The following is a 24,668-nucleotide window of genomic DNA, read 5'->3' as shown; positions in this document are numbered from 1 at the left end:
AAATAGAATTAAAATTATAGTAATATGGAGCAGGAAATCGTATTAAAAAAAGAAGGACAGGGAGTTGCGTTTTTACGATCCTTCATTGCAAAAATAACCCCGAGTTTTAATAAGACCAAGGTGCTTTCATCATTGAAACAAACGGGGATTACCATAGTTTCCATACTATTGTTCTTGGCGCTTTGGCAATTAGGGTCAAAAGCGCTCTACAATAAAGAGGCCAATTATAAAATTGAAAAGGCCCTGAAGGAAAGAGGTGAGGAAGCGGCCGCTGCAGAACGTGCCTGTATAGAATCTGGGGACAGTAGTTGCCAGCCCAATACGCTGCCTTCGCCATTACAGGTATGGGGCTCCTTGCAATCGTTGATCGCCGATCACAAAGTAATTACGGCAGATAAGGCAGCTTTTGTGGAGAAAATGGCAGATACCAATGCAAAGTTGATTGCCCAAGGCAAAGATGCTATAGTATATACAGGTAGGGCATCATTTATTGATATTGTCCTTACAAGTATAAAAACGGTTTTTGCAGGATTTTTATTAGCACTACTTATTGCCGTACCTATTGGCATTATCATTGGTTTAAGTCCATCGTTGCGTAGTGCGTTCAATTGGTTTATTCAAGTGTTCAAACCGGTATCACCCGTAGTATGGTACCTATTGGTTTTCATGATCGTTAAGACACTATATATTGGGGATAGTTCTGACAATGCCTTTGTCATTTCCTTTATCAGTGTAGGGTTATGTGCCATGTGGGCCACATTGGTCAATACGGCCATGGGGGTATCGTCAGTGGACAAGGATTATATCAATGTGGCCAAAGTACTGAAATTGGGTACGTTTCAAAAAGTCTTTAAAGTAATCTTGCCGTCTTCCCTCCCATTAATATTTACCGGTTTGCGTATTACCCTATCGGTAGCTTGGATGGTATTGATAGCTATTGAGCTTTTGGCACAGAGTCAAGGATTGGGTCTTTTTGTATGGGAGGAGTTTCAAAATGGCGCCAATGATTCCAATGCTAAGATTATCGTGGCCATGTTCGTCATAGGTATCATTGGTTTTCTGTTGGATAGAATAATGTTATCGGTACAAAATATAGTGTCGTTCAACAAGAATGAAATGGCCTAACCAAAAAAATTCAAAGCAAATGGCATATTTAGAATTAAATAATATCTATAAGAGTTACGGTTATGGCGACAATGTTACGAACGTACTTTCTAACATTAACCTTACTATAGAAGAGGGTGAGTTCGTTGCTATAGTAGGTTTTACCGGTAGTGGCAAAACAACATTGGTAAATCTTATCAATGGGCTTTTAAAGCCAACTAGCGGTGAGGTACTTTTTAAGGGGGCCCCTGTTGTAGGCACCAGCCATGAGCGAGGTGTAATTTTTCAGAACTACTCGCTTTTGCCTTGGCTGACCGTGGGCCAAAATATTTATATGGCCGTGAAGGAAGCATTTCCTCAGGAGAATAAGATGGCTTTGAGGCAACGGGTAAAAGATTATGTCGCCATGGTAAGTCTAAGTCCGGCGATCAATAAAAGGCCCAAAGAGTTATCAGGGGGTATGAGGCAACGTGTTGCCGTGGCCAGGGCCTTGGCCATGAAACCGGAGATGATTATCATGGACGAACCATTAGGGGCGCTGGATGCTTTGACCCGTGGAAACCTACAGGATGAAATCCTGAACATTTGGAGTCAGGACAAACGTACCGCACTATTGATTACCAATGATGTGGATGAGGGTATTTATATGGCAGATCGTATAATTCCGCTTAAGCCGGGTCCAAATGCAACACTTGGTCCGGAATTTAAGATAGACATTGAGCGGCCACGCGATAAAACAGCGATGAACGACAATCCCAATTACAAGAAAACCAGGAATGAAATCATAGCATATCTTATGGATATTGGAAATCAAAGGAAAACGGTTTCACAAGAGGAATATGTATTACCGGATATACTTCCCAAAAGCTTTGTAGCCTAAAAATCAAAAAAATGAATACACTAATAGAACAAAATAAAACCTATACTGAAAACGGTATTGTGTATCCGTCCAAGGTTATGTTGGACCTATCTGAGCTTAAAAAGGTATATCCTACGCCAAAAGGCGATTATGTGGTTTTAGAGGATTTGAACCTTCAGATATTAAAGGAGGAATTTGTCACTATAATTGGGCATTCCGGCTGCGGAAAAACTACAATGTTGTCCATGATAGCTGGGTTGAACCCTATTTCCGGAGGAAATATATCCGTGCTGGGAAAACCTGTTACCGGACCGGGGCCTGACCGTGGGGTAATATTTCAGGCACCAAGTTTAATGCCATGGATGACCGCATTGCAAAATGTGCTTTTGGGCGTTGATCAGGTATTTCCACACGCCACAAAAAATCAACGACATGATATTGCAAAATACTATTTGCAAAAGGTAGGCCTTGAAAAGGATTTTCACAAAAAGGCATCTGAACTCTCTCAAGGTATGCAGCAAAGGGTAGGTATTGCCCGCGCATTTGCCATAAAACCAAAAGTATTGTTATTGGACGAACCCTTTGGAATGCTAGATTCCTTGACCCGCGGAGAACTTCAGGATATCCTCATTGAAATCTGGAATAAAGAAAAAATTACTGCCGTTATGATCACACATGATGTTGACGAAGCCATATTTCTTGCGGACCGTGTCGTTATGATGACCAGTGGGCCAAGGGCCAAAATTGGCGACATACTCGCTATAGATTTTGATAGGCCACGAACAAGGAAATCTGTTTTGGATCATGAGGATTACTACACCTATCGTAAACATTTAATAGACTTTTTAGAACACTAACCAGCAACACTTTTTATTATTTAAAGAATTAGAATATGAAAAAACAATACGTAATTATTGCCTTTTTGGTTATAGCCATCAATACAATTAATGCACAATTTACATTAGATGGGCAGTTTAGGCCAAGAACGGAATACAGACATGGTTTCGGCACATTAATAGCAGATGAGGCAGATGCCGGGTTTGCCATTTCTACACGCGCTAGGTTAAACGCCGCTTATGCACTTGATGCCTACCAGTTTTATTTGAGTATACAAGATGTAATGGTATGGGGGGAGAACAGGCAAATTTTACCAGATGACCAAAATGATTCCTTTGCGGTTTTTGAAGCTTGGGCCAATATTAACTTGGGAAAAGGCTGGTCCACTAAACTGGGAAGGCAAATCATTTCATATGATGACCAACGCATATTTGGCGGGTTAGATTGGGCACAGCAAGGTAGAAACCATGATGCCGCATTGTTGAAATATAAGAAAGATAAATTTTTACTTGATGTAGGTTTGGCATTTAGTCAGGATTTTGATAACCCTACAGGCTTTCAATCGGTTGGTACGGCATATAATACAGCAGGGTTCTTTACGTATAAAACCATGCAATATCTTTATGCCAAACAACAATGGACAGGTTTTTCGGCTAGTTTTCTGGCGCTCAATAACGGGTTTCAAAATTTTGATGGCCAAGGTGTGGCAGACGGGATAAGTAGCCTACAGACCTTAGGCACTCATTTGGCCTTTAAGGAAGGGAAGTTCAATGCCAGTGCCAATTTGTTTTTACAGACCGGGGAAAGGCAGAACAGTGTAAAAGTAGGCGGAGCTTATTTACTGGGGCTGGAACTGGGCTACAAAGCCAGTGACAAGATTATGTTAGGATTGGGAACTGAAATAATCAGTGGTAACAAAACCGATACTACTGATAAGACCGAAGCTTTTTTCCCCCTTTATGGCACGAATCATAAATTTAATGGATTTATGGATTACTTCTATGTGGGCAACCATGCAAATAGTGTAGGTTTAACCGATATCCACGCCAGTGCCAAGTTTAATTTAGGGAACAAATCTAGTTTATTGGTAAAGGCATTGAATTTTAGTGGGCAACAGGATTTGCCCAGCGGCGAAAAATCTTTGGGAACGGAAATAGATGTGGTATTCTCAAAAGGATTCAACGGCTATGGTTTGGCCATAGGATATTCACAGCTTTTTGCAGCGGACGGTATGTATGAACTTAAGGGCATTTCTGAAGACCTTGCGGCAAGTAGTCAAAATTGGGCATGGGTACAATTGACGATAAAGCCACAATTTTTGAACACCTCTAAGGAATAGTATTTTCAATACAGAATGAATAAAAAGCAAATGGTCCATGCAACAAAGAGTGTATGGACCATATTTTCATATGTAAAAATATATGTAATTTAGCGTATTACGTATAATTACCTATATTTTAAGTGAAATGACGAGAATTGTTTTGGTTGATGATCATGCTTTGGTGAGAGATGGTATACGCTCTTTATTGGAGTCTGAAAGTGATTTAAAGGTTATAGGAGAGGCATCAAACGGTAAGGAAGCCATAGAAATGGTTGGTCAACTAACCCCAGATTTATTGATTATAGATATACGAATGCCTGTTATGAACGGTATAGATGCGGTAGAGGAACTCACAAAAACCAATACCGATGTAAAATGCATTATATTGAGCATGCATGATTCTGAAGAATATATTTTAAAGTCCATCAGTGCCGGGGCCAATGGCTATTTGCTTAAGGATACGGACAAAACGGAATTTATAAAAGCCATACATACGGTAAGGGATGGCGGAAAGTATTTTAGTGGAGATATAAGTAATGTACTGGTCAATAATTTATTGGGAGCCAACAAGCCGTTGGTCAAAGAGGAATCGCCAAAGTCCAAAGGGGAAAATGTGTTTGATCTTACCAATAAAGAGCTTAAAGTTCTAGAACTTGTTCTCTCAGGTCTGACCAATCAACAGATTTCGGAAAAACTTCAAAATAGCAAGCGAACCATTGAAACCCACCGTTTTAATTTAATGCGTAAAATGGATGTGAAAAACCTGATAGACCTTTCTAAAAAATCACAGAAATATAATTTGATCTAATAAAGCTGTTACCAACATATTGTCTTACTATACCATTTGCATAGTAGTGCAACAATAAAAGTTCAACGAGCCATTTTATGGACAGCGAATTGTTTAAATCTCAACAATTGATCATTTTAATTGCGAAATAAACGATTTAATGCCGAACAATTATGATAAAAAAGTACGTATTTATACGTACTTTTTTTAATTTGCATAAGAATTATCTACTGCATCTCATTTCATGTACCATGAGTATAAAAAAGACACATAAGACAATTTGTTCCTATTGCGGGGTTGGCTGCGGTATGTTGGTCAATGTGGACAATAAGGGTACAATTTCCGTAGACGGAAATCCGGACTATCCTTCAAATAAGGGTATGCTTTGTACAAAAGGGCGTAACCTTAATTATGTAGCTCAGGATACGACAGATCGTATTATGTATCCAGAAATGAAATGGAGTCGCAATCATCCTTTACAACGAATAAATTGGGACACGGCTTTTGAGCGTGCTGCTGCGGTATTTAAAAGTATCATTGCCAAACATGGTCCGGATAGTGTTGGGTTTTATGTCTCCGGGCAATGCCTTACAGAGGAATATTATCTAGTGAATAAGTTAACGAAAGGGTTTATAGGTACCAATAATATCGACACCAATTCCAGGCTGTGCATGAGTTCGGCCGTGGTGGGCTATAAAAAGACCTTAGGGGAGGATTCTGTACCTATTTCATATGAGGATATAGAATTGGCGGACTGTTTTTTAATTGCCGGTGCAAATCCTGCCTGGTGCCATCCCATCTTGTATCGAAGGCTTGAAAAGCATAAGGAAGAAAATCCAAATGTAAAGATCATTGTAGTGGATCCCAGAAAAACGCAAACTTGCGCGGGCGCCGATCTTCATTTACAAATTTTACCCGGTACGGATGTAATATTATTCAATGCCATTGCACGGAGGCTAATAGAAAAGCGTAAAATAGATACGGCATTTATTAAAAAGCATACCGTTAACTATAACGCGGTGAAGGAGATGGCATTTGCGCTTAGTATTAAAGAGGCCGCAAAAAAGTGTGGCATTGGCGCATCAGATATCCGTAAGGCTGCCGAATATATAGGCAATGCCAAAAAGTTCATTAGTATGTGGACCATGGGACTAAACCAAAGTGTGATCGGTGTGGCAAAAAATGTATCGTTATTGAACCTATCGCTATTGACCGGACAAATTGGAAAACCCGGTTGTGGTCCTTTTTCCCTAACGGGACAGCCAAATGCAATGGGTGGCAGGGAAGTGGGCGGTATGGCCAGTTTATTGGCCGCACACAAGGATTTGGCGAATGCGGCACACAGAAAGGAAGTTGCGGAGTTTTGGGGTGGTGGAGAGATACAACCAGAGCCAGGCTATACCGCTACGGAAATGTTCGATGCCCTTGAGAGTGGAAAAATGAAGGCCGTATGGATTATTTGTACCAATCCTGTTGTTAGTATGCCCAACGTAAAAAAGGTAGAAAAGGCTCTTAAAAAAGCAAAATTTGTAGTGGTACAGGATATTTCGCATAATTCCGAGACCACTAAATATGCAGATCTATTGCTACCGGCCGCTGGATGGTTGGAAAAAGAAGGTACCATGACCAATTCGGAAAGAAGAATCAGTTATTTGCCTAAAGTAATAGATGCCCCGGGCGAAGCCCTTCCGGACGCGGAAATTTTATGGCGATTTGCACAGGCAATGGGTTACCATGGTTTTGATTATAAAAACAGTAGTGAAGTCTATGATGAACATTGCCTGTTGACAAAAGGAACGGAAATAGATATTTCTGGATTATCATATGAACGCCTGATCAACGAAGGAAGCTTTCAATGGCCTGTTCCGCACAAAACACACAAGGGTACACCAAGACTATTTACGGACCTTAAGTTTTTTACAAACGATAAAAAGGCCCATTTCAACGCGCCTTCAACACTATATAATAAATCTGAAGAGACCAATGGGGACTACCCATTGATATTAAATTCCGGCAGGGTAAGGGATCAATGGCATACCAGGACAAAAACGGGCAAGGTAAAACGTCTGTTGACCCATATTCCCCACCCTTATTTGGAAATGAACGCGGTAGATGCTTACCTAAGAAAGATCAAGGAAGGAGACATTGCAGTGGTTAGGAGCAGAAGGGGCAGTGTACAGGTAAAGGTTCAATTAAACTATGATATAAAGGAATCGGTGGTATTCTTGCCCATGCACTGGGGCAAAGTATTGAACAATGATTTTGGCAGGGCCAACAACCTTACCAATGATTTGGTAGATCCGGTTTCCAAGGAGCCAGATTTTAAGTATTGTGCAGTAGAGGTCACCAAATTTGAAAAAGTAAGACAGAACATCATCGTCATTGGTGCAGGAGCCGCTGCGTATAGATTTATACAATCCTATAGGGAAAAGAACTCAATTGATTCCCTTCATGTCTTTTCCAAGGAAAAAGACCCATTCTATAACCGGGTACTATTGCCGGAATATGTAAGTGATGAACTGTCTTGGGAGGCTTTGGAAAAATTAAAGGAAGGAGAATTGCAAAAACTTGATGTGGAACTGCACCCGGGTATAGGTATAGATAGTATCGATAGTACCAATAAGAAGGTTACGGATAGTATGGGAGTTCAGCATTCCTATGACCTATTGATCATGGCAACGGGTAGTAGGGCGTTTATACCAAGTGATGTGCAGATACAGCTACCAGGTCGTTTTACGATGCGCGAACGGGGAGATGCGGATAAATTGAGAAAATACCTTTTAGAAACTGGCTTGCCTGCAAAAGAACAAAATGTGGTGATCGTGGGCGGTGGACTATTGGGCCTGGAACTTGCCGCGGCACTCAAAAAAATAGACATCAACATCAGTATCATTCAGCGTGCACCAAGATTAATGGAACGGCAATTGGATAGTGTGGCAAGTCGGTTATTGGCAGAAGATGTTTCTGAAAGGGGCATCAATCTATATTTTGATAATGAGGTTAGTACCGTTTTTGAGGATAAAGGGCTAAAGCATACCCTTTTGGTAAACTTAAAGACAGGGCGTACCATTCAATGCAATGCCATTGTTTATGCCATTGGTACCCGGCCAAATATAGAATTGGCCAAACAGACCGGTATAAAAACACGTAGAGGTGTGGTGGTAAATTCGTATTTACAGAGCACAGACCCATCTATCTTTGCCTTGGGGGAAATTGCGGAATACAACAATTCTCTTTTTGGGATAACATCCGCTGCAGAGCAACAGGCAGATATAGCCGCCAATTTTATCCTAGGGGATTTTAGCAGTATATACAATGGGTCGGTATTAATGAATATTTTAAAATTTGAAAACCTTGATCTCTGTAGTATAGGTATGGTAAATGCTCCCATAGGAGATACCACTTATGAGGAAATTATATTGATGGATGTAAGCAAACGTTTTTATAAAAAATGCATCGTTAAGGACGATACCTTGAAAGGGGCTATTTTAATGGGGGACAAAAATGAATTTGCGGAGTTCAAGAGACTTATAGAAGAAGAAATTGAACTATCCGAAAAAAGGGGCGAATTATTAAGGGGAGCCTCTACGTCCACTCCTTTAAAAGGTAAACTGGTCTGCTCTTGTAGTCAGGTAGGAGAAGGTAATATTAACGACGCCATTCACGGCGGCTGTACCGATTTCAACAAATTATGTTCAGAAACGGGCGCCGGTCTTGGGTGCGGTAGTTGTAAACCTGAAATAAAGGAATTATTAAAGGGTCAACTTGTACTGGCAAATTAAGCAATAATGTTATGAACGATGATCTTCATAGAATATTGATCAAAGGTGGCGTAACCTCACCGGGAGAATTAAAGGACATTATTACCATGCTGGAGTCCGCTGGGCTGACCCATGTTAATTTTGGTTCAAGACAGGATATTTTATTTCCGTTAAAGGACGCCAAGGAAGAGCAACTGGAAAGCATTTCAAAATTCAATACGGATATTATTGGGGAGCGGTCATTTCAAAACATTGTAAGTTCTTATGTTTCTGCAGATATTTTTGATATGACCCACTGGTTAAAAGGCTCTACCTACCTGTATATTTTGGAAGGTTTTGATTTTCAGCCCAAACTCAAGATCAACATCACGGATCCCAAACAGCGCTTGGTTCCCATATTCAATGGCAATCTTAATTTTATTGCTTCGGAAAGTGAAGATTATTGGTATTTAAATATAAAGCTTCCCCATTGGAAGTCCGCCGCCTTTTATCCTGTATTGATCTATAGTTGGGATATTAATTCGGTTTCAAGGCAAATAGAGGAGTTTCAGGAAGATATAGCAGATGTGGACGAGTTGTTTTATATCATGAACAAAAATCTTGAAACCAATAACAAAACCATGGAGAAAGAGCTTAAGGTGCCTTTTCAAACTTTTCCATATTACGAGGGAATGAACAGAATGGGGCTGGACTCTTATTGGCTAGGGCTTTATTGGCGAAACAACAAATATGACCTCTCCTTTCTAAAAGAGTTCTGTGGGTTTTGCTTGGACAACAGCATTGGTAAAATATGCATTACCCCTTGGAAGTCCTTTGTTGTAAAAGGAATCAAAAAATCCAGTAGACCGGAACTGGAACGGTTTTTAGGTAAAAGGGGAATCAATGTAAGGCATTCACAGCTAGAGATGAACTGGCATGTTCCTATAGATGATGGGGAGGCGCTGGAGCTGAAGAAATATTTGGTACGTAGTTTTGACCAAAATGACATTAGTACTTATGGTCTTACCTTTGGTATTAGTAATGAAGTTGGTAAACGATCTCATTTTGCATCGGTAATTATAGAAAAGAATAATTTGCCGACATTGGTACAGGAATTTGAGGTAAGACCAACCTACAATGTGCTACATTTTGAGCATTTTGATCCCAATAGCCAGCATTATCTTACCTACGCCCAGGATATTGATAAAATTGAGCTCCCCGGTCTTTTAATGGAGTTGAGTAAAATGTATTTTGAACAATTGGGTACGGTGGTCAATGAAGAAGAAACTGCCCAAGTTGAAGTACAGGATAAGGAACGGAGCATTTTTCAATGTACGGACTGTTTTACCGTATATGATGAAACATTGGGTGATGAAATTAATGGAATACCGGCAGGAACACAATTTTTGGATATTAAGGAAACTTATTCTTGCCCGGTGTGCGATGCTCCTAAAAGTAGATTCAAGGAATCCATGATACAGTTTATATAAGCGAAAAAGGCTTTAATAGTGTTTTATATAGCCTAACTATATACCATTGATAGGAGGTATCCAAAGAATCTAGAAGTACAATATTCACAACCATTCTTACAATAAATAGGATTTATCTTACATTATGTCAATAAGTTAACGTATATTTAATACAGGCAACAATTTACTTTGTACAGTCAAAAAGTCTAAATGGTTGACTATAATTTTGTTACATATCAACCGTAAAATAACCACCTATGACCAGAGTAAATATAGACGAATCCAAGAAAGTTACCGCTCTTGAAAAAGCCATAAAATTCACCATAGTTATTGCTGCTATAGGCATTATCTTATGTTTTGTGTTTTTGGCACTTGATAAATAGATTTGCATACTACAGTATAAAAAATGAACGATAACGCGAACCGTTTTATGCAAAGGGCCATTGAACTGGCCAAACTTGGCAAGGAAAACGGAGGTAGTTCTTTTGGTGCGGTCATTGTAAGGAATGGTACCGTTGTGGCCGAAGGGTTCAATAAGGTCAAAGCATTATCCGACTGTACTCAGCATGCGGAGCTTTTAGTGATTCAAGAAGCATGTAGAAAATTGAATTCAACAACACTTAAGGATTGTAGGTTGTATACCAGCTGTGAACCTTGCATGATGTGCCTTGGAGCAATCTATTGGGCCAAATTCAAAAAAGTATATTATGGCAGTTCTGCACAAGATGCCAAAGAACATGGATTCATATACTCCAATATGTTTTATGACTCCAATACAGAAGCACGGCACAAAGAATTTAATCTGGAACAATTGATGGCGGAAGAGGCTGTTAAAGTATGGCAATAACCATAATGGATGGTTACGGTTGCATGACCGGTAGCTCCAATACCCTTTCTGGACCGTAGAATTTTAGTGCAATTCCAAAAACGATTACTGACAGTACCATGCCGATCATGAATACGGTATATGTCCACCGTAAAATTCTATACTTACGTTCTAAGACAATACCTAGAAAATAGAGGTCCTTGGTCAGGGAACTATAAATATAATCCTTGTCCTTTATCAGTTGGGACATTGCCCAATCATACTGTTCCAACTTCATTTTATGAAAATTCCCAAAGAATAAAAGGTTGACCTTTTTTAGGTTAACCTCTTCTTCTGTAAACTGACCTGAAGTAACATTTGGTTTAGTGGCCAAGATGGACATGACCATAGATACGATACTGAACGTTATGAATACGCATGTTGGATAAATGAGATAATCATTGGACGGGTTATCCAGTTTAGGTATTAGGTTGGATAATGCCATAGAAATGATAATTGCGTTGACGGATAATAGGATATTGGCCTTGGTATCTGCAATATCACTTAATTTTAAATGATTTCTTAAGGTTACCCTATACAATGTTTGTATGCCCCTATCGGGTAATTCTCCTTTATATTTAGCTTTTAATCGCTCTTTCTTGGCTAGTTTACTGTTCTTTTTTTTGTCCTTTATCAGTTTCTTGATATTCTTATCCTTGCCCTGTTGCCAGTTTTCCAAGGCATAATCTGTATAAAACCTATGCTTGGTACGTAATAGCCTAATATTCTCCTCTCGCCAATCTACCAAGGAATATTGGGCAATACCTAAAGACTCAAGCTCTTCGCGCAAAAGTTCTGAGGTAGCCAAAAAATCTTTCTCGGCAAAATGGGAAGAATCTGCGTCGCGCATTATCTGCTCAAGTATTGTTTTAGGCTCGTATTCCTTTTCCGTGGCCATGATCAGGCTACAAACCTGGGATAGTATTTCTTTTCTACACCCATGTTCGGTTAAGAAATCCCTGGCCATATCACAACTGTTTTCCTCATGGTTACTGTATGAAATAGTATACCCCAAATCGTGAAACCACGCTGCCAATAATAGAACTTCCTCTTCCACTTCGCCAATATGCTCCCCTTCAATTAGCTCTTTGGTACTATTGACTACACGTTGGGTATGGCGTAAATTATGGTACAGGTAATTAGGATTGGTGTCCGACGCCAATTTATCGCTAACAAAACGTGCTGCCTTTGAAACTATTGAGGACATGGATAGGTTTTTATCATAATGAGGTTTTTAAGGTATGAATTTAAAATCTATTTGTTAGAATGATAGACCAAATCCTACTTGAATCAAATTACTTTCCTTTGAATTAAAGTAACCCAAATTGAATGTCAATGCCTTTAAGCTACTGACCCAAAGCCCACCACCTTGAGAGGTATGCCAAACATTGGAATCTTCATCCGGTTGCCATACCCTACCATAATCAAAACCTCCATAAACACCGATTGTTACCGGGGAAACAGCCGTAACATATCGTTTAACCTTTAGCTTAAGGTCAGAGGATTGATAAAAATAGGATTTGCCGGTAAACCGTTCGTCCCTAAATCCTCGTAAGCCGTTACGGCCTCCTAGGGAAGGGGTGTGGTAGAAAAATACCGTATCATAATCAAACAATCCTTTATATTCTGCCATGGTACTGTAAACCAAATGACCGGAGGGTTCCAATTTCTGGTCAAAACCTACTTTTAAAGAAGCATATCCAAATTTATTGGCACTAAGATCAAGGTTCATTTTATAACCTGCGGCAAAGCCAAAATAAATGGCCTTGGTAGGAAAATCTCCAGCATCATCACGATCATACTCACCTGTAAGTTCCACACCACCATATTTTTGGCTATCAAAGAGCGCATTGTTCAAATTGGCGGGATTAAACAATCTGTTTTCATTGTCCGCTACTTTAAACGATTCATATAATGCCTTAAACCGTAAACTGTAATAGGCCAAACCTGCACTGGCCTTAAACTGTTGTATCCTGGCCCTGTAGAAGTCCCTACCTAGATTGTCCTCGTCGTTTAAGGTTTCATTACCATAACCAAAAAAGTTGCTTACGTAGCGATCATTGGTAAAATAGGCATCCACTTCCAAGTTCCAACCAGGAAAGATACTGCCATATGTACCGGAATATGCAACTTCCGCTGCTTGGAAATTAAAGAAATAATTGGCGCTTACCCTATGTTTTTGTCTAAAGGAATTTCCATTGATGCCATTCTTGGTATACGTGTTCGCAATACCTACAAAAGCACCATCATCCGTTCTAAATCCTGCATTGGGTACTAAAATATTGGAATTAGGTTCAAAGAATCTAAAATGAAAGGTATTGGTCTTGTAATTATCCGAAAGTAAATTTTTTGGAGTTTCTTCTTCAAAGGATATTTTTTCATGTTCCCAATCGTACACATGAACTTGCTTTTTGTTTTTTATATTATATATATCCTCACCATAACCACCAATTATTTTTAACTTGATACGGGTTTTTTCCGTACCCTCAACAACAAAGATATCATCGTCCCCAAGGCCGTATATCCATAATTCCTTGGTAATGTCCGGGTCAAAGGTCCTAGAATACATTAATTCATTCTTTTCATCGGATAGAAGTCGTTTTACCACAACTTTGGTTTCTCCGTTCTGCATTCTGGTTATGGTAAAAATATCATCTTTCTCGGTACCCCTAACCGCAACGATTTTGTTGAGGTAGGTGGCATATTCCCTTGCAACTTCCGGCAAGGTTTGTAAACGTTTTAGCAAACTCTTTTTGATATATTCAGAAGTCTCGTCCCGTACCTCTACAGGAAGACGTTTAAATGCATTTTCAACGACCTCTGCCGTCATACCTTTTTGAATGGCCTTGGCCTCCTCTACCCATGCCTCTGGACCATAAGAAGTAAGTAAGGTTCTATCTAGCCTATTTCCAGATAGGTTTAGCCATTTTACGTTGTCCACATCCTCATCATAGGTTTCCCAGTTTCTTGAATTGGGCAAGAACCAATTTATAAATGGTATGACCTTGCCATCAAATCTTGGAAATACATTGTCTCGATCACGGGGTACGGGCATAAATTCCTTTTCTCCGTCCGGACTTTCATATTCGATCCAACGCCATTGATCTTGGTGCCTGTCCCAATCACCAATGAGCATATCAAAAATTCGTGCACGGATCAAGTTTTTTTCATCGACCGTATAGGATTCGTCACTTTTTATTTTTTCGAGCATATCCGTAGTACTTTCATAATCGGTCACCTTGCCCGATTCATCAATAGTCCTTCTATACCCTTTATAATTGGCCTGTTCTTCTGATGGACGCCTTTCTATATAATAAAGTTCATCTCCAAAATCCTCATTGTACTCTTTGAGCGCCTCTTGTTTGGGCACATAGAACAGATCGGTGTCCGAGTGGTTGATGGCTATGGAATTGGCCAAAGGATCTACCACTAATTGCATATATGGATGTGCAGTGGTAAAAAAATCCGAGATCGCTTTTTCTGCCCAAGTATCTTGATAATCTGCGGTATTGTATGAAATACCGGGTAGCTTAAATTTTAAAAATTTGAGCGCACTTTTACGTAGGGAGCGCATAGCGTATTGTTTGCCGTTGGAGTCTTCCAAGCGTAAGGAGAAAGACTGGTGGCCGCCACCTTCCTTAACTACTTTTAACCCTCCGTACAATGTGTCTAGTTCAACTACCGGGGCATTGACCGGTTGACCGTAATAGGAACGATAACGCTTGCCCCATAAAAATTCATAAAATCCACTTTTGGAATAATCCGCTGGGTCCTCCAGTATGTTGGTAGAAACATTGGTATCCGATGGTTCTGCAAAATCCGTAAACTGTTTTTTGGTTTTAAATTGTGGTAGAACGGCAAATGTTTTTTTCTCCTTTAGGTTATTTTCGGATATAAAAGTAACCTTGGAACTGCCATCCTCAAAATAATCCAAACGGGCAAAACCACGGTCTCCATACGCATATTTGCCATTGAAATCTATGGACCCGCCTATTGCGGTAATTTTACCAGGACCTAATTTTGTAGCACTTTTGGAACCTAGGGAACCACTAATAATTTGATGTAAACCACCTCCTTCAAGCAATTGAAGGCTTTCCTCATGGCCTGAAACCAAGGTTATACGATTATTGGCCTGTGCCAAAGCACTTACTGCAATCCTTAGATAATTATACCTTCTGGAATTCACATGTTCAGGATTAAAAGCCCCAAGGTCCATAACCGCATTTTTAACCGTACCTACCAGAGGTAGTGGTTTCATATGGTCCTTAATGGTAGTTTTGCCGGCATAGATACCATTGGTAAAAACCGGATGGTGCATGGCAATTACGATATTTTTGCCCTGTCCGTCACCAATATACCCTTCAAGCTCTTCCATAAAGCGTCTACGGGTAATAATGTCCGTACATTTACTATTAATATCCTCTATCCTGGACCAATTGGAAACAAACCATTTGGAATCTATGAGGATAAGGTCTAAATCATCATTAATGACCTTGTGTTCTATAGGACAACCATTGTTGGGGTCTACCTTTGTGCCTTCCCTATTGACTTCTTTCAGTAAGTTTTCAACTTTTTCAATTTTATCCAACTCATAACTCTTCCATTCATTATTTCCCGGCAAGAAAACCGTTTCTCCCTTAAAGCTGGCGGACAATAGCAATTGTTGTTGAATAAGAAGACTATCAGTATTCCAATTCTCAATTTCTGGACTAATATTATCCCCCGTAAAAATTAGCGTACTGTTTTTTGGGGCATTAGTTAGCTCCTCATTAAATTGCTTTAAAAGATTGTCATTTGGGGTAGCGGAAAAATTGCCCAACCCACCAGCAATATAGAACGAATGCGTAATCTTTTTATCCGCTCGGATATCGTCCAAATCAGCGACCTGATGCTCTTTAAAAGTTGCACATGATGCAAGCAATAGCAAGGAGCCAAGAACAAAAGAGAATTTATAATTTTGCCACTGAATTGAATATGGTCGTTTGGTCATAAAATGATTTTAGTGAATACTTTGGTCGTAGGTATATTTAATTCGTAAAAAATACATTGGATACAATAATCCCGATTATAAGAAGAACAAGGAATGCAATGACAATAGTTGCCCCTAGTTTAGTTTTTTTATTTTTCTGTAAGATGAATTCCCTTGTTTCCTCTTCCGGTTCTTTTACAAATTTTGTTTCTTCAGTTTCTTTTTTCATAGCTTTTATTTGTTAATGTATACTGTTTTTTTATTGACGAACTCCAATATTCCTTCTCTTGATAACTCCCTACCATAACCCGATGCCTTTGTGCCCCCAAAAGGTAATCTAGGGTCAGATTTTACCATATCGTTTACAAAGAATGCACCGTCCGGAATATTGGAAATAACGGAATATGCAGCATCTATATCTTGTGTAAACAACATGCTGCCCAAACCAAATCTTGAATCTGTAGCCAACGCCAATGTTTCTGCTCTATCCTTGGCTTTTATAATGGCGGCAACGGGTCCAAAGGTCTCTTCTTTGAAAACGGGCATGTCTGGCGTAACTTCGGTAATGATGGTAGGTGAAAAATATGCCCCGCTCCTTTCGTTGCCAAGTACGATCTTTGCTCCCATGGCAATGGAGTCATTTATTTGTTGTTGTAATGTTTCTGCGAGATCCTCACGGGCCATGACCCCTATATAGGTATCGTCCTTCATGGGGTCACCAGATTTTAAATCCTTTACTTTTGCGATAAATTGCTCCATGAATGTATCGTAGATGTCTTCACATACGATGAATCGTTTTGCGGCGATGCAACTTTGACCCGTATTTTGCATACGTGCCATTACCATGGTGTCTAAATGAGTTTCTAAGTCGGCATCTTCCCATATAATACAGGCATTGTTGCCACCCAATTCCAAAACTGATTTTTTAAGGTGCTCACCTGCCAGTTTAGCTATGGATTTACCCGCTTTTTCGCTCCCGGTCAAGGTAACCGCCTTAACGTGATCATTGGTGATTAATCGTTCAATTTCCTCATGACCTGCGATAATACTTTGAAAGCATCCTTCAGGATAACCTGCATCAAGAAACAATTGTTCAATAGCCTTGGAACAGCCGGAAACATTGGCCGCATGTTTTAAGAGTGCGGTGTTGCCTGCCGTAAGTGTAGGTGCCGCAAAACGTATTACTTGCCAAAAAGGATAATTCCATGGCATAACGGCCAAAATACATCCTAAAGGGTCATAGCTTATGAAGCTTTCACTTGCATCGGTTTCAATAAGTTCATCTGCCAATAGATCCTCTGCATTGGTAGCATAGAAATCACAGGCCCAAGCACATTTTTCTATCTCTGATATACTTTGGGCAATAGGCTTTCCCATTTCTTGTGTAATAAGTTTGCCATAGACCTCCTTGCGTTCAACCAATAACGAAGAAACTTTGGAAAGTAATTTAGACCTTGATTTAATGGAAGTTTCTTGCCATTGGTTTTCAACGGATAAGGAACTTTGCAGCTTTATGTCCAAACTCTCCTGGGTATCCCTATTATAGGAATTAATTGATTCACCGTTATATGGGTTTGTTGAAGTATTCTTTTTCATGGTTACAAAATTAGATGTTCCAGTAAAAAGGGTTTAATGCGTTTCATTTAAATGTTAACCCTTTTAACCCTTTTAATCATTTGGTTACCGTTAATATTTAAAGGTTTTGAGTCAAGGTTATCTCCCTGATTTAATGACCTTTGTAAGGAACGATGTCGATTGTTCAAAATCAAAAAAATAGATAAATAAAAAACAATATCATGAATAACAGCGGAAATACATTATTGGCCATTATTGCAGGATCTGCCATAGGGGCCGCATTAGGAATTCTTTATGCGCCGGACAAAGGTGAGAACACCAGAAAAATGATTGCGGACCAAGCTGCCGCAACCAAAAATAATTTGACCGAAAGTGCAGTGGAACTTAAAAATAGGGTAGCCTCCAAAGTTTTGGATGAGAAACAATCCTTGGACACACGAGTAGAATCTCTGGTAACGGATTTAAGTTATAAGACGGAAGACGTTATATCTACGCTAGAAAAGAAATTGGCAGAGCTAAAGTCAAAGAATAAGAAACTGCAGAAAACATCATAACTAATGGGAATTATTGAATCACTTAACGATACATCTAATAAAGCAATTGATGTAGGCGAAATTTACTATAAGAAAACTCAAGAGTATTATAGACTTAAAGTGTTTCAACAATTGACCATGACCACTGGTATGCTGCTTAAAATGGCTGTGATCGGTGGTCTTGGCTTTTTGGCTCTTATTTTTTTGAGCGTAGCCGGCATTATCTATTTAGGAAATGTATTGGGCAGCATGGTAATTTCATGTTTGATCGCTACCGCGATATTTATAATCTTGGTAATTCTTGCATATATGTTGCGAAGAAAATTGGATAACCTGCTCGTAAGAAAACTTTCGGTCAAATTTTTTAATTAGAATAGACTTATGTACAAAAATTTTGATGAGATAGAATATAACCTTAAACGACTTAAACTGGAGCGACAAATTGCTTTGGAGGAAATAAAAGGCTTAAAACATGACGTTCAGGAAGATTTAAGTCCCTACAACTGGATTTCTACGATTTTGTCCGGGGTAAAAAAGTTTGGGTTTTTATATTTAATGAAGAAGATCGTAAAGTAGGTTGTTTAAAGCGTTGGTGTTTTTGTCTTAAGTAACTTGCAACTGACGCTCATTTATACATTATATTGTTGTAATGTTCAAAATGCAAGTTTGTAGAGTGTAATACATATTTAAAACATTTTGTAGCTAGAAAACAAATAGGATAACACTATAATAAAACATAAAAAAACACCCCATTTAGGGGTGTTTTTAATTTGGTATATATTGTTTTAGTCTCTAGAATCTTTGGTCCAGGCATCTAGCATCCAACTTACTTTTTCTATTTCACCAATATACCCGCCGATCATATCAATGGTCCCTTCATCACCGGCAGCTTCCGCTTTTTTGACCACTTTGCTCATTTGTTTTAAAATGGCTTCATGTTGTACAAGTATATTTTGGACCATTTCATGATCAGGGATCAATGAGGAGGTCTCTTTAATGGAAGACATTTTAAAGTATTTTGAAAATTCACTGGTAGGATGATGCCTTAAGGTTAGAATACGTTCCGCAATCTCATCAATTTTAATTCTGGCATCAGTGTATAATTCCTCAAATTTTATATGAAGATCAAAGAAGTTTTTGCCCAAAACGTTCCAATGATATCCTCTTAAATTTTGATAATATATGTTGTAATCTGCAAGTAAGGTGTTCAATTCCTCTACTATAGGTTCTATATCCTTAGATTTTATGTCTAAATAGCTCATGATTTTTGTTTAAAGTTTAACGGTACAAAGTTAACTATAGGCGGTGTTGCAACTTAACTCATTACCACTATTGATCAACGCAATTAAAACCTTATAAACTATCAATGGCGCCTATGGGTTTACCAAAGGTTTTAAATCAATATAGTAGTAATTTACTTCTCCAACATGATCGTAAAATGTTGACTTTTGTTTTAATGAAGCCCAATCAAAATGATCATCTAAGTTGTTTTCTTTATAGTGGTTCGCCAAGCCTTCCGTCAGTAGTAAATAATCGTTTATCTTAACCTTGTTCTTTAAAAGTTTATGGGCAACTATAAGGTCTTCGCCAAAAAGTTTAATACTGTTGCCAACTTTGGTAAGGGCAATTTCCTTACCATAATGTAAAATGATCTTAAGTCCTAAAATATCTGGAATAGAGGCCGCATCCGCGTTATCGTTGTGCTTCTTTCTTAAGGCGTCCAATTCCTTGTAAAACTCCGTATAGAATACCCTACATTGATGAATTAGCTTTTCTAGGGAAGGCATTTTGCCGGTTTTAAAAAAGAGAACGGCATCGCCCTCAATTTCTGAAACCTTTAAGCCAATTTCGTTGGTATAAATTATCTGATTTAAAAGTGCGGGAATAATTTTGGAACTAAGTTCAAAATCCGTCTCGCTCATAAATTCGGTAAAACCGCTTATATCCGGTATACAAATCAACATTGGGGACCCTTTCATAAATAGGTTTGTTTTAGGAGGTTAAGGTATGATAATGAAATTTTTAAAATAGGTCCGTTCCACTAAAATTGTACTCCTATAAAAATAAATGGGTATTGCTTAATTATTAAGGAGTCAATGGGGTTAGTTTTCCATTGGATTGAAGTATTCTTGAAAAGACGATGTTGTTATTTTTGTTTATATTTTATTCTTAAATATTAAACATAAATTGATTTTTTAAATCAATTTTTTTAGAACAATGGTGTAACTAAGGATTGAGCAAATGGACTATACACAACTTATAGAAGGTGACCCCCAAGAAATTGCGGAACACATGCAACTAAAATATATAGAGCGTAATAAATTGTCCATTTTAAGAATTAAGGAAAAAGAAAAATTTCAGTACATATACAAGAATAAGCCTCTAAAGAAAAAGAAGGAAATTAACCGAATAGAAAAACTGGTAATACCGCCAGCGTGGCAGGAGGTCAGAATAGCATCAATTTCCAACGCACATTTGCAGGCGGTGGGCTATGACCTTAAAAAAAGATTACAATACAGGTATCATGATTTATGGTTAAAGGTCAGAAACAGGACAAAATTCTCCAGGATGGCCCAATTTGGTGAAGCGCTACCCGCCATAAGAAAGAAAGTGGACGAAGATTTACAATTAACTGGCTGGCCCAAGGATAAGGTATTGGCGTTGATCATACGATTAATGGAAGAAACCCATATACGCATTGGAAATGAGCAATATGCCAAAAGAAACAAGACGTATGGCCTTTCTACGCTAAGGACACGACATTTAAAGACGACCAAGAACAAGCTTAAATTTGAGTTTACGGGCAAAAAAGGTAAAAAACACAGCATAACCTTAAATAACAAAAGGTTACGAAGGTTGGTGTTACAATGTGAAGAGATACCTGGCTGGGAGCTATTTCAATTTTATGATGAAGATGGAATAAAAACCGGTGTGGAAAGTGGAATGGTCAATGAATATCTACAGCGAATAAGTGGGCAAATGTTCACAGCAAAAGATTTTAGGACTTGGGCCGGTACCATTATTTTCTTTGAATCCTTGGCAGAAAACGAACCTACAGATGATGAGGCTATTCTCAAAAAAAATATAATTAGTGCGTTTGACAGAACTGCGGATGCATTGGGCAATACCAGAAACGTTTGTAGAAAATATTACGTACATCCTTTTATTGTTAAGGAGTATGAGGAAAAACGGCTGTTTAAGACCTTGAGGACAATTGATTCTGAAGTACAAAAAGAATACCAAACAGCAGCGGAGCAGGTATTATTGGGTTGTATTCAACGTTATGATCCGTTCACGGATTTAAAGAAGACGTTCTAATTACAGAACTATATTTAGGAAGACATTTTAAAAAAGGTGGTTTTACGAACGTTCAACCTCATCTTCCAACTTCAATACGTGGTCCCCATCGTTTTGTTTAATATATAAGGCCTTGTTGCCGTCTTCTCCGTTTCGGGTGACTTTATTACCTTTTATGGTCTTCGTAATTTTAGATGTATAGGTTTCCTGGACCTTGCCTTCTGCAGTACCATTTCCCCATGACCATTTAACTGTTGTACCTTTTCGTATCATTGGTTTATATTATAAGGTTTGCGCATTCCATCACCGCTATAGTTTGGAGAACCGGTGATGGAATTTTATCCTGTTTAAGGAGCACAAACTAGAGAACTATTCTGTGGTATAAAGATCTTTAATTTGTTAAAAAACATCACGCTAAACCACGTTGTTTTTTTGATCCATTTACAAGAAAACTTAACCCAATTGAAAGGAGTTAAGCCTTGAATGAATCAAGGCAATAATTCATTTAAAAGAGAGGTAGTTTAGCTATGAAAATATGACATATATACCATGGTAGAATTAATTTCAGGTGTTTCTATATTATTAGCTTCAGGATGTATAGCCGTAGTAGTCAAGGATTATTACATGGCGGACAAACAAGAAGTTACACGAGTGCAAGAAAGGGATGATGAGGGTTTTTGCGATATTGATATGGAATATATAATGATGCAATCCAATAAAGGAGATGCAAAAAATATCAATGAATTAAAGAAGAAGTTACAGGATTTTAAGGACAGGAATAGATTTTACAGGATGTAATTGTGATTGACATCTTTAAACAAATAATCACGTCATTTAAAAATAAAACAATGAGTACATATACAGAAGAAGTAGGAGAAAAATTAAATGCATTATTAGAAAAAACATATGATGCGGAAAAAGGATTTAAAAAAGCGGCCGAGAATACTGAGCACATGCAATTGAAGTCATTCTTTCAAAGCAAGGCCCAACAACGCTATGATTTTGGACATGAGCTAAAATCTGAAATTAAATCTTTTGGTCAGGAAATTGACAAAGGAGATAGTTTTACCGGAAAGGCCCATAGGGCTTGGATGGACGTAAAGGCATTGTTTTCATTAGATGATGAGGAGTCTATGCTTGAAGAGGCCATTAGAGGAGAAAAGGCTGCATTGGAGGAATATGAGGAAGTTTTGAAGGATACTTCATTACCTTCTACCACTTCCACAGTGCTTAGAAGTCAAAAGCAGGCCATTGAAAATGGTTTGGCCAATATAAGGATGTTGGAAGATTTGAAATAAGAGGATGGTTAGGAGTTGAAAAGGAGGCACTTTGCCTCCTTTTTTTTTGCTCATTTTCAAGAAGACCCGCTAATTGTCAATAGGAATATCATTCTATAATAGGGGGTGGTCAAACACACGGATTTTATTGTAAAAAGTTAAATTAACCAACTTATTTTTAATGGATTAGCTTTTAGTTCTTATGAACAAAGAGTCAAGTATTTTCTTATCTACCTTGCCCATAAAAAAAAGCTATTTCCATGTATTATAAACTTTCCAATACAGCTAAAATAGAGCAATTGGAACACGAGGCCGGTGCGCTGTTCAAATATCCAATTCTTTATGAACCACAAGTCGTTGTCAGCGGTTTGTCCGAAGTTTCCATACCTATAATTACAATGGAGCAACGAACTACCATTTCCCTGGCCATTTGGGGAATGTTACCCGGTGATTTTCAAGAAGATTGGGAGCTGTTTCAAAAATTGACCAATACCCTTAATGTTCATATAAATACACTACAATCAAATTTGTGGTTTAAGGATTCATTACTAGAGAAAAGATGTTTAATACCGGTAACAGGTTATTTTACATCATTATTAAGAGACGGAGAAATATATCCTTATTTTATCAAGACAGAGGATGATAGTATTTTATTTCTTGCTGGGATTTATACGGTATTGGAAGATGGGTTTAAAACCTGTGCAATCATTACAGGCCCCAGTAATGATTATGTAAAGAAATATCAAAATCTGGTAGATTTTATGCCGTTGACCATAGATAAAATGGAGAAAGATAGTTGGTTGGATCCAGAAATATCAAAGGAACAGGTTTTGGACTTATTAAAAACAGATGATGTTAAGAAATTAACTGCAAACCCTATTGCAAAAGGGTTGTTTGATCAAGATATATCCTATGACAGTATGCTTATGCCCAACGAACATCCGGATATCTAATTGAGTGAGGTATTTTTATTTTTTAATTGTTTTCTATACTCGGTAGGAAGAATTTCATAAGCTTCAAAGAAAATTTTTGAAAAATAGCTTCTACTCTTAATACCAATGGCGTAAACAATTTCGGAAACGGACAAATCCGTGTTTTTAAGATAGTCCCTAGATATTTCCAATTTAAGCTGCCTTATGTATTCATTTACGGTCTTGGAATAAAGTATCTTAAAACCTAACTGTAATTTTTTAGGGCTTAGGCCAGACACTGAACTTAAGGTTGTAATTGTAGTATTGTCCGCTAAGTGTTCTATGATATAATCTGTTAAGCGATGTATTTTAATGATCTCATTTTTAGAGATGGCTTCGGGCATATTCATGTTTTCTATAAAATTATGATGTTCAACTAATTGCATGGACAATATCATGTACAGCCTACCCTCCAATGCCAAGGTTCTAAGAATGCCGTAATCCGGTATGTTGGACAACTGTTTTATTTCGTCCGCCAATTGCAAACTAAAGTTCCCAAGGTGTAGATAGGGCTGTGTTTCTTTGCAGCAAGTAAACAATGGCATTAAGGATTCATTGAGATAGGTGAGGTTGTTGTGTTTCTTCTTTTGATATTCTGCAGGCAAAACCTTTATTAAATTGATTTTTAATTTTTGGTCCTTAGGGTAGATAAATGCGGGTTGAGAGCTGCCAATAGGCGAAAAGATGATATTTTGAAACTGTTCTAATGAGATAAGCTCCCCAGAATTGTCCTTGCTATATTTTAAACAACCTTGGGAAATAAAGATAAAATCAATAAAAGGGGTATGGCATTGATTAAAAACAATTTTAATGTCTTTATGCAATGTTATATCAAGGTCCAATAGGGTAATTCCCCAATCAAACCCTATGGTTCTAACAGCTCCATGGCCCAAATCATTGCTAAAATCAAATTGACGTTCTCCCCAAGCTTCGGTCAGGTCACCATTAAAAAAATAAAGCAGTTGGGAGAAAAAATCATTTGAACTACATATGGTTAACTCGTTCATGATGAAAATTTATAACACGGTACGGGGGTGTTACAAATGAACGGGAATCTCTATAAT

At 38.3% G+C, this 24,668-nt stretch carries 24 protein-coding genes; 16 read left to right on the top strand and 8 right to left on the bottom strand.

The features are described 5' to 3' along the window. Positions 1-24 precede the first annotated feature (24 nt). The 9 genes from JM81_RS11410 (at position 25) to JM81_RS11375 (ending at position 10,964) form a co-directional block, all read left to right on the top strand. On the top strand, positions 25-1,125 hold the full coding sequence (locus JM81_RS11410) for an ABC transporter permease (protein ID WP_144803510.1): 1,101 nt from the start codon (positions 25-27) through the stop codon (positions 1,123-1,125). A gap of 19 nt (positions 1,126-1,144) precedes the next feature. After that, on the top strand, positions 1,145-1,984 hold the full coding sequence (locus JM81_RS11405) for an ABC transporter ATP-binding protein (protein ID WP_144803507.1): 840 nt from the start codon (positions 1,145-1,147) through the stop codon (positions 1,982-1,984). A gap of 11 nt (positions 1,985-1,995) precedes the next feature. Further along, a complete protein-coding gene (locus JM81_RS11400; RefSeq protein ID WP_144803504.1) occupies positions 1,996-2,820 on the top strand; it encodes an ABC transporter ATP-binding protein in 825 nt (274 codons plus the stop codon). 35 nt (positions 2,821-2,855) lie between these two features. Continuing rightward, positions 2,856-4,139 carry an alginate export family protein gene (locus JM81_RS11395; protein WP_144803501.1) on the top strand — a complete coding sequence of 428 codons (1,284 nt, stop codon included), beginning with the start codon at positions 2,856-2,858 and terminating at the stop codon, positions 4,137-4,139. 127 nt (positions 4,140-4,266) lie between these two features. Then, entirely contained in the window at positions 4,267-4,929 is a 663-nt protein-coding gene (locus tag JM81_RS11390) for a response regulator transcription factor (RefSeq protein WP_089261147.1), read from the top strand. 230 nt (positions 4,930-5,159) lie between these two features. Further along, the gene (locus JM81_RS11385; RefSeq protein WP_144803498.1) at positions 5,160-8,690 is read left to right on the top strand and encodes a nitrate reductase; all 3,531 of its coding nucleotides are present in this window, start codon (positions 5,160-5,162) and stop codon (positions 8,688-8,690) included. Positions 8,691-8,701: 11 nt separating this feature from the next. Continuing rightward, positions 8,702-10,138: a rubredoxin gene (locus JM81_RS11380; RefSeq protein WP_089261145.1), complete on the top strand. Its 1,437-nt coding sequence runs from the start codon at positions 8,702-8,704 to the stop codon at positions 10,136-10,138. Positions 10,139-10,374: 236 nt separating this feature from the next. Further along, positions 10,375-10,500 (top strand): hypothetical protein, encoded by a 126-nt coding sequence (locus JM81_RS18615; protein ID WP_261375021.1) that lies wholly within the window; start codon positions 10,375-10,377, stop codon positions 10,498-10,500. A 23-nt stretch (positions 10,501-10,523) separates the two neighbouring features. Next, positions 10,524-10,964 carry a nucleoside deaminase gene (locus tag JM81_RS11375; RefSeq protein ID WP_261375020.1) on the top strand — a complete coding sequence of 147 codons (441 nt, stop codon included), beginning with the start codon at positions 10,524-10,526 and terminating at the stop codon, positions 10,962-10,964. Between the two features lie 13 nt (positions 10,965-10,977). Here JM81_RS11375 and JM81_RS11370 read toward each other — a convergent pair whose 3' ends face one another. Genes JM81_RS11370 through JM81_RS11360 form a run of 4 tightly spaced genes read right to left on the bottom strand, consistent with a single transcriptional unit; the run spans position 10,978 to position 17,547 of the window. Beyond that, positions 10,978-12,189 carry a Pycsar system effector family protein gene (locus JM81_RS11370; RefSeq protein WP_144803494.1) on the bottom strand — a complete coding sequence of 404 codons (1,212 nt, stop codon included), beginning with the start codon at positions 12,187-12,189 and terminating at the stop codon, positions 10,978-10,980. A gap of 54 nt (positions 12,190-12,243) precedes the next feature. Further along, positions 12,244-15,972: a ShlB/FhaC/HecB family hemolysin secretion/activation protein gene (locus JM81_RS11365; RefSeq protein WP_144803491.1), complete on the bottom strand. Its 3,729-nt coding sequence runs from the start codon at positions 15,970-15,972 to the stop codon at positions 12,244-12,246. 37 nt (positions 15,973-16,009) lie between these two features. Further along, positions 16,010-16,180, bottom strand: coding sequence for a hypothetical protein (locus JM81_RS18430; RefSeq protein WP_179213195.1), 171 nt, complete (start codon positions 16,178-16,180; stop codon positions 16,010-16,012). A 5-nt stretch (positions 16,181-16,185) separates the two neighbouring features. Then, positions 16,186-17,547 carry an NAD-dependent succinate-semialdehyde dehydrogenase gene (locus JM81_RS11360; RefSeq protein ID WP_144803488.1) on the bottom strand — a complete coding sequence of 454 codons (1,362 nt, stop codon included), beginning with the start codon at positions 17,545-17,547 and terminating at the stop codon, positions 16,186-16,188. A gap of 200 nt (positions 17,548-17,747) precedes the next feature. Here JM81_RS11360 and JM81_RS11355 point away from each other — a divergent pair, with 200 nt between their 5' ends. Genes JM81_RS11355 through JM81_RS11345 form a run of 3 tightly spaced genes read left to right on the top strand, consistent with a single transcriptional unit; the run spans position 17,748 to position 18,635 of the window. Beyond that, the gene (locus JM81_RS11355) at positions 17,748-18,080 is read left to right on the top strand and encodes a YtxH domain-containing protein (protein ID WP_089261141.1); all 333 of its coding nucleotides are present in this window, start codon (positions 17,748-17,750) and stop codon (positions 18,078-18,080) included. A 3-nt stretch (positions 18,081-18,083) separates the two neighbouring features. Further along, positions 18,084-18,431: a hypothetical protein gene (locus tag JM81_RS11350; protein ID WP_089261140.1), complete on the top strand. Its 348-nt coding sequence runs from the start codon at positions 18,084-18,086 to the stop codon at positions 18,429-18,431. Positions 18,432-18,440: 9 nt separating this feature from the next. Beyond that, positions 18,441-18,635 (top strand): hypothetical protein, encoded by a 195-nt coding sequence (locus tag JM81_RS11345; protein ID WP_089261139.1) that lies wholly within the window; start codon positions 18,441-18,443, stop codon positions 18,633-18,635. Between the two features lie 209 nt (positions 18,636-18,844). On the opposite strand, the gene JM81_RS11340 is transcribed toward JM81_RS11345, so the two are convergent. Both JM81_RS11340 and JM81_RS11335 read right to left on the bottom strand, forming a co-directional pair. Further along, entirely contained in the window at positions 18,845-19,321 is a 477-nt protein-coding gene (locus tag JM81_RS11340; RefSeq protein WP_089261138.1) for a Dps family protein, read from the bottom strand. A 111-nt stretch (positions 19,322-19,432) separates the two neighbouring features. Beyond that, entirely contained in the window at positions 19,433-20,038 is a 606-nt protein-coding gene (locus tag JM81_RS11335; protein ID WP_144803485.1) for a DUF2652 domain-containing protein, read from the bottom strand. 262 nt (positions 20,039-20,300) lie between these two features. Here JM81_RS11335 and JM81_RS11330 point away from each other — a divergent pair, with 262 nt between their 5' ends. Continuing rightward, entirely contained in the window at positions 20,301-21,377 is a 1,077-nt protein-coding gene (locus tag JM81_RS11330) for a DNA topoisomerase IB (protein WP_144803482.1), read from the top strand. 42 nt (positions 21,378-21,419) lie between these two features. Here the strand turns inward: JM81_RS11330 and JM81_RS11325 are convergent, their stop codons facing one another. After that, a complete protein-coding gene (locus JM81_RS11325; protein ID WP_144803479.1) occupies positions 21,420-21,629 on the bottom strand; it encodes a DUF2945 domain-containing protein in 210 nt (69 codons plus the stop codon). Positions 21,630-21,905: 276 nt separating this feature from the next. On the opposite strand from JM81_RS11325, the gene JM81_RS11320 reads away from it, so the two are divergent. From JM81_RS11320 to JM81_RS11310, 3 genes are all read left to right on the top strand, one after another. After that, complete coding sequence (locus JM81_RS11320; protein ID WP_144803476.1) at positions 21,906-22,154, top strand: hypothetical protein; 249 nt, start codon at positions 21,906-21,908, stop codon at positions 22,152-22,154. A gap of 50 nt (positions 22,155-22,204) precedes the next feature. After that, complete coding sequence (locus tag JM81_RS11315; RefSeq protein ID WP_089261133.1) at positions 22,205-22,654, top strand: ferritin-like domain-containing protein; 450 nt, start codon at positions 22,205-22,207, stop codon at positions 22,652-22,654. A 239-nt stretch (positions 22,655-22,893) separates the two neighbouring features. Beyond that, complete coding sequence (locus JM81_RS11310) at positions 22,894-23,586, top strand: SOS response-associated peptidase (protein WP_144803473.1); 693 nt, start codon at positions 22,894-22,896, stop codon at positions 23,584-23,586. Here JM81_RS11310 and JM81_RS11305 read toward each other — a convergent pair. Next, positions 23,583-24,611 (bottom strand): helix-turn-helix domain-containing protein, encoded by a 1,029-nt coding sequence (locus JM81_RS11305; RefSeq protein WP_144803470.1) that lies wholly within the window; start codon positions 24,609-24,611, stop codon positions 23,583-23,585. The two genes, JM81_RS11310 and JM81_RS11305, sit on opposite strands and share 4 nt — an antisense overlap. Positions 24,612-24,668: the final 57 nt, after the last annotated feature.

Origin of the sequence: Maribacter sp. MAR_2009_72, assembly GCF_007827235.1 — a bacterium.
GTDB classification, from domain to species: Bacteria; Bacteroidota; Bacteroidia; order Flavobacteriales; family Flavobacteriaceae; genus Maribacter; species Maribacter sedimenticola.
This window is presented reverse-complemented; position numbering and strand designations above follow the sequence as displayed.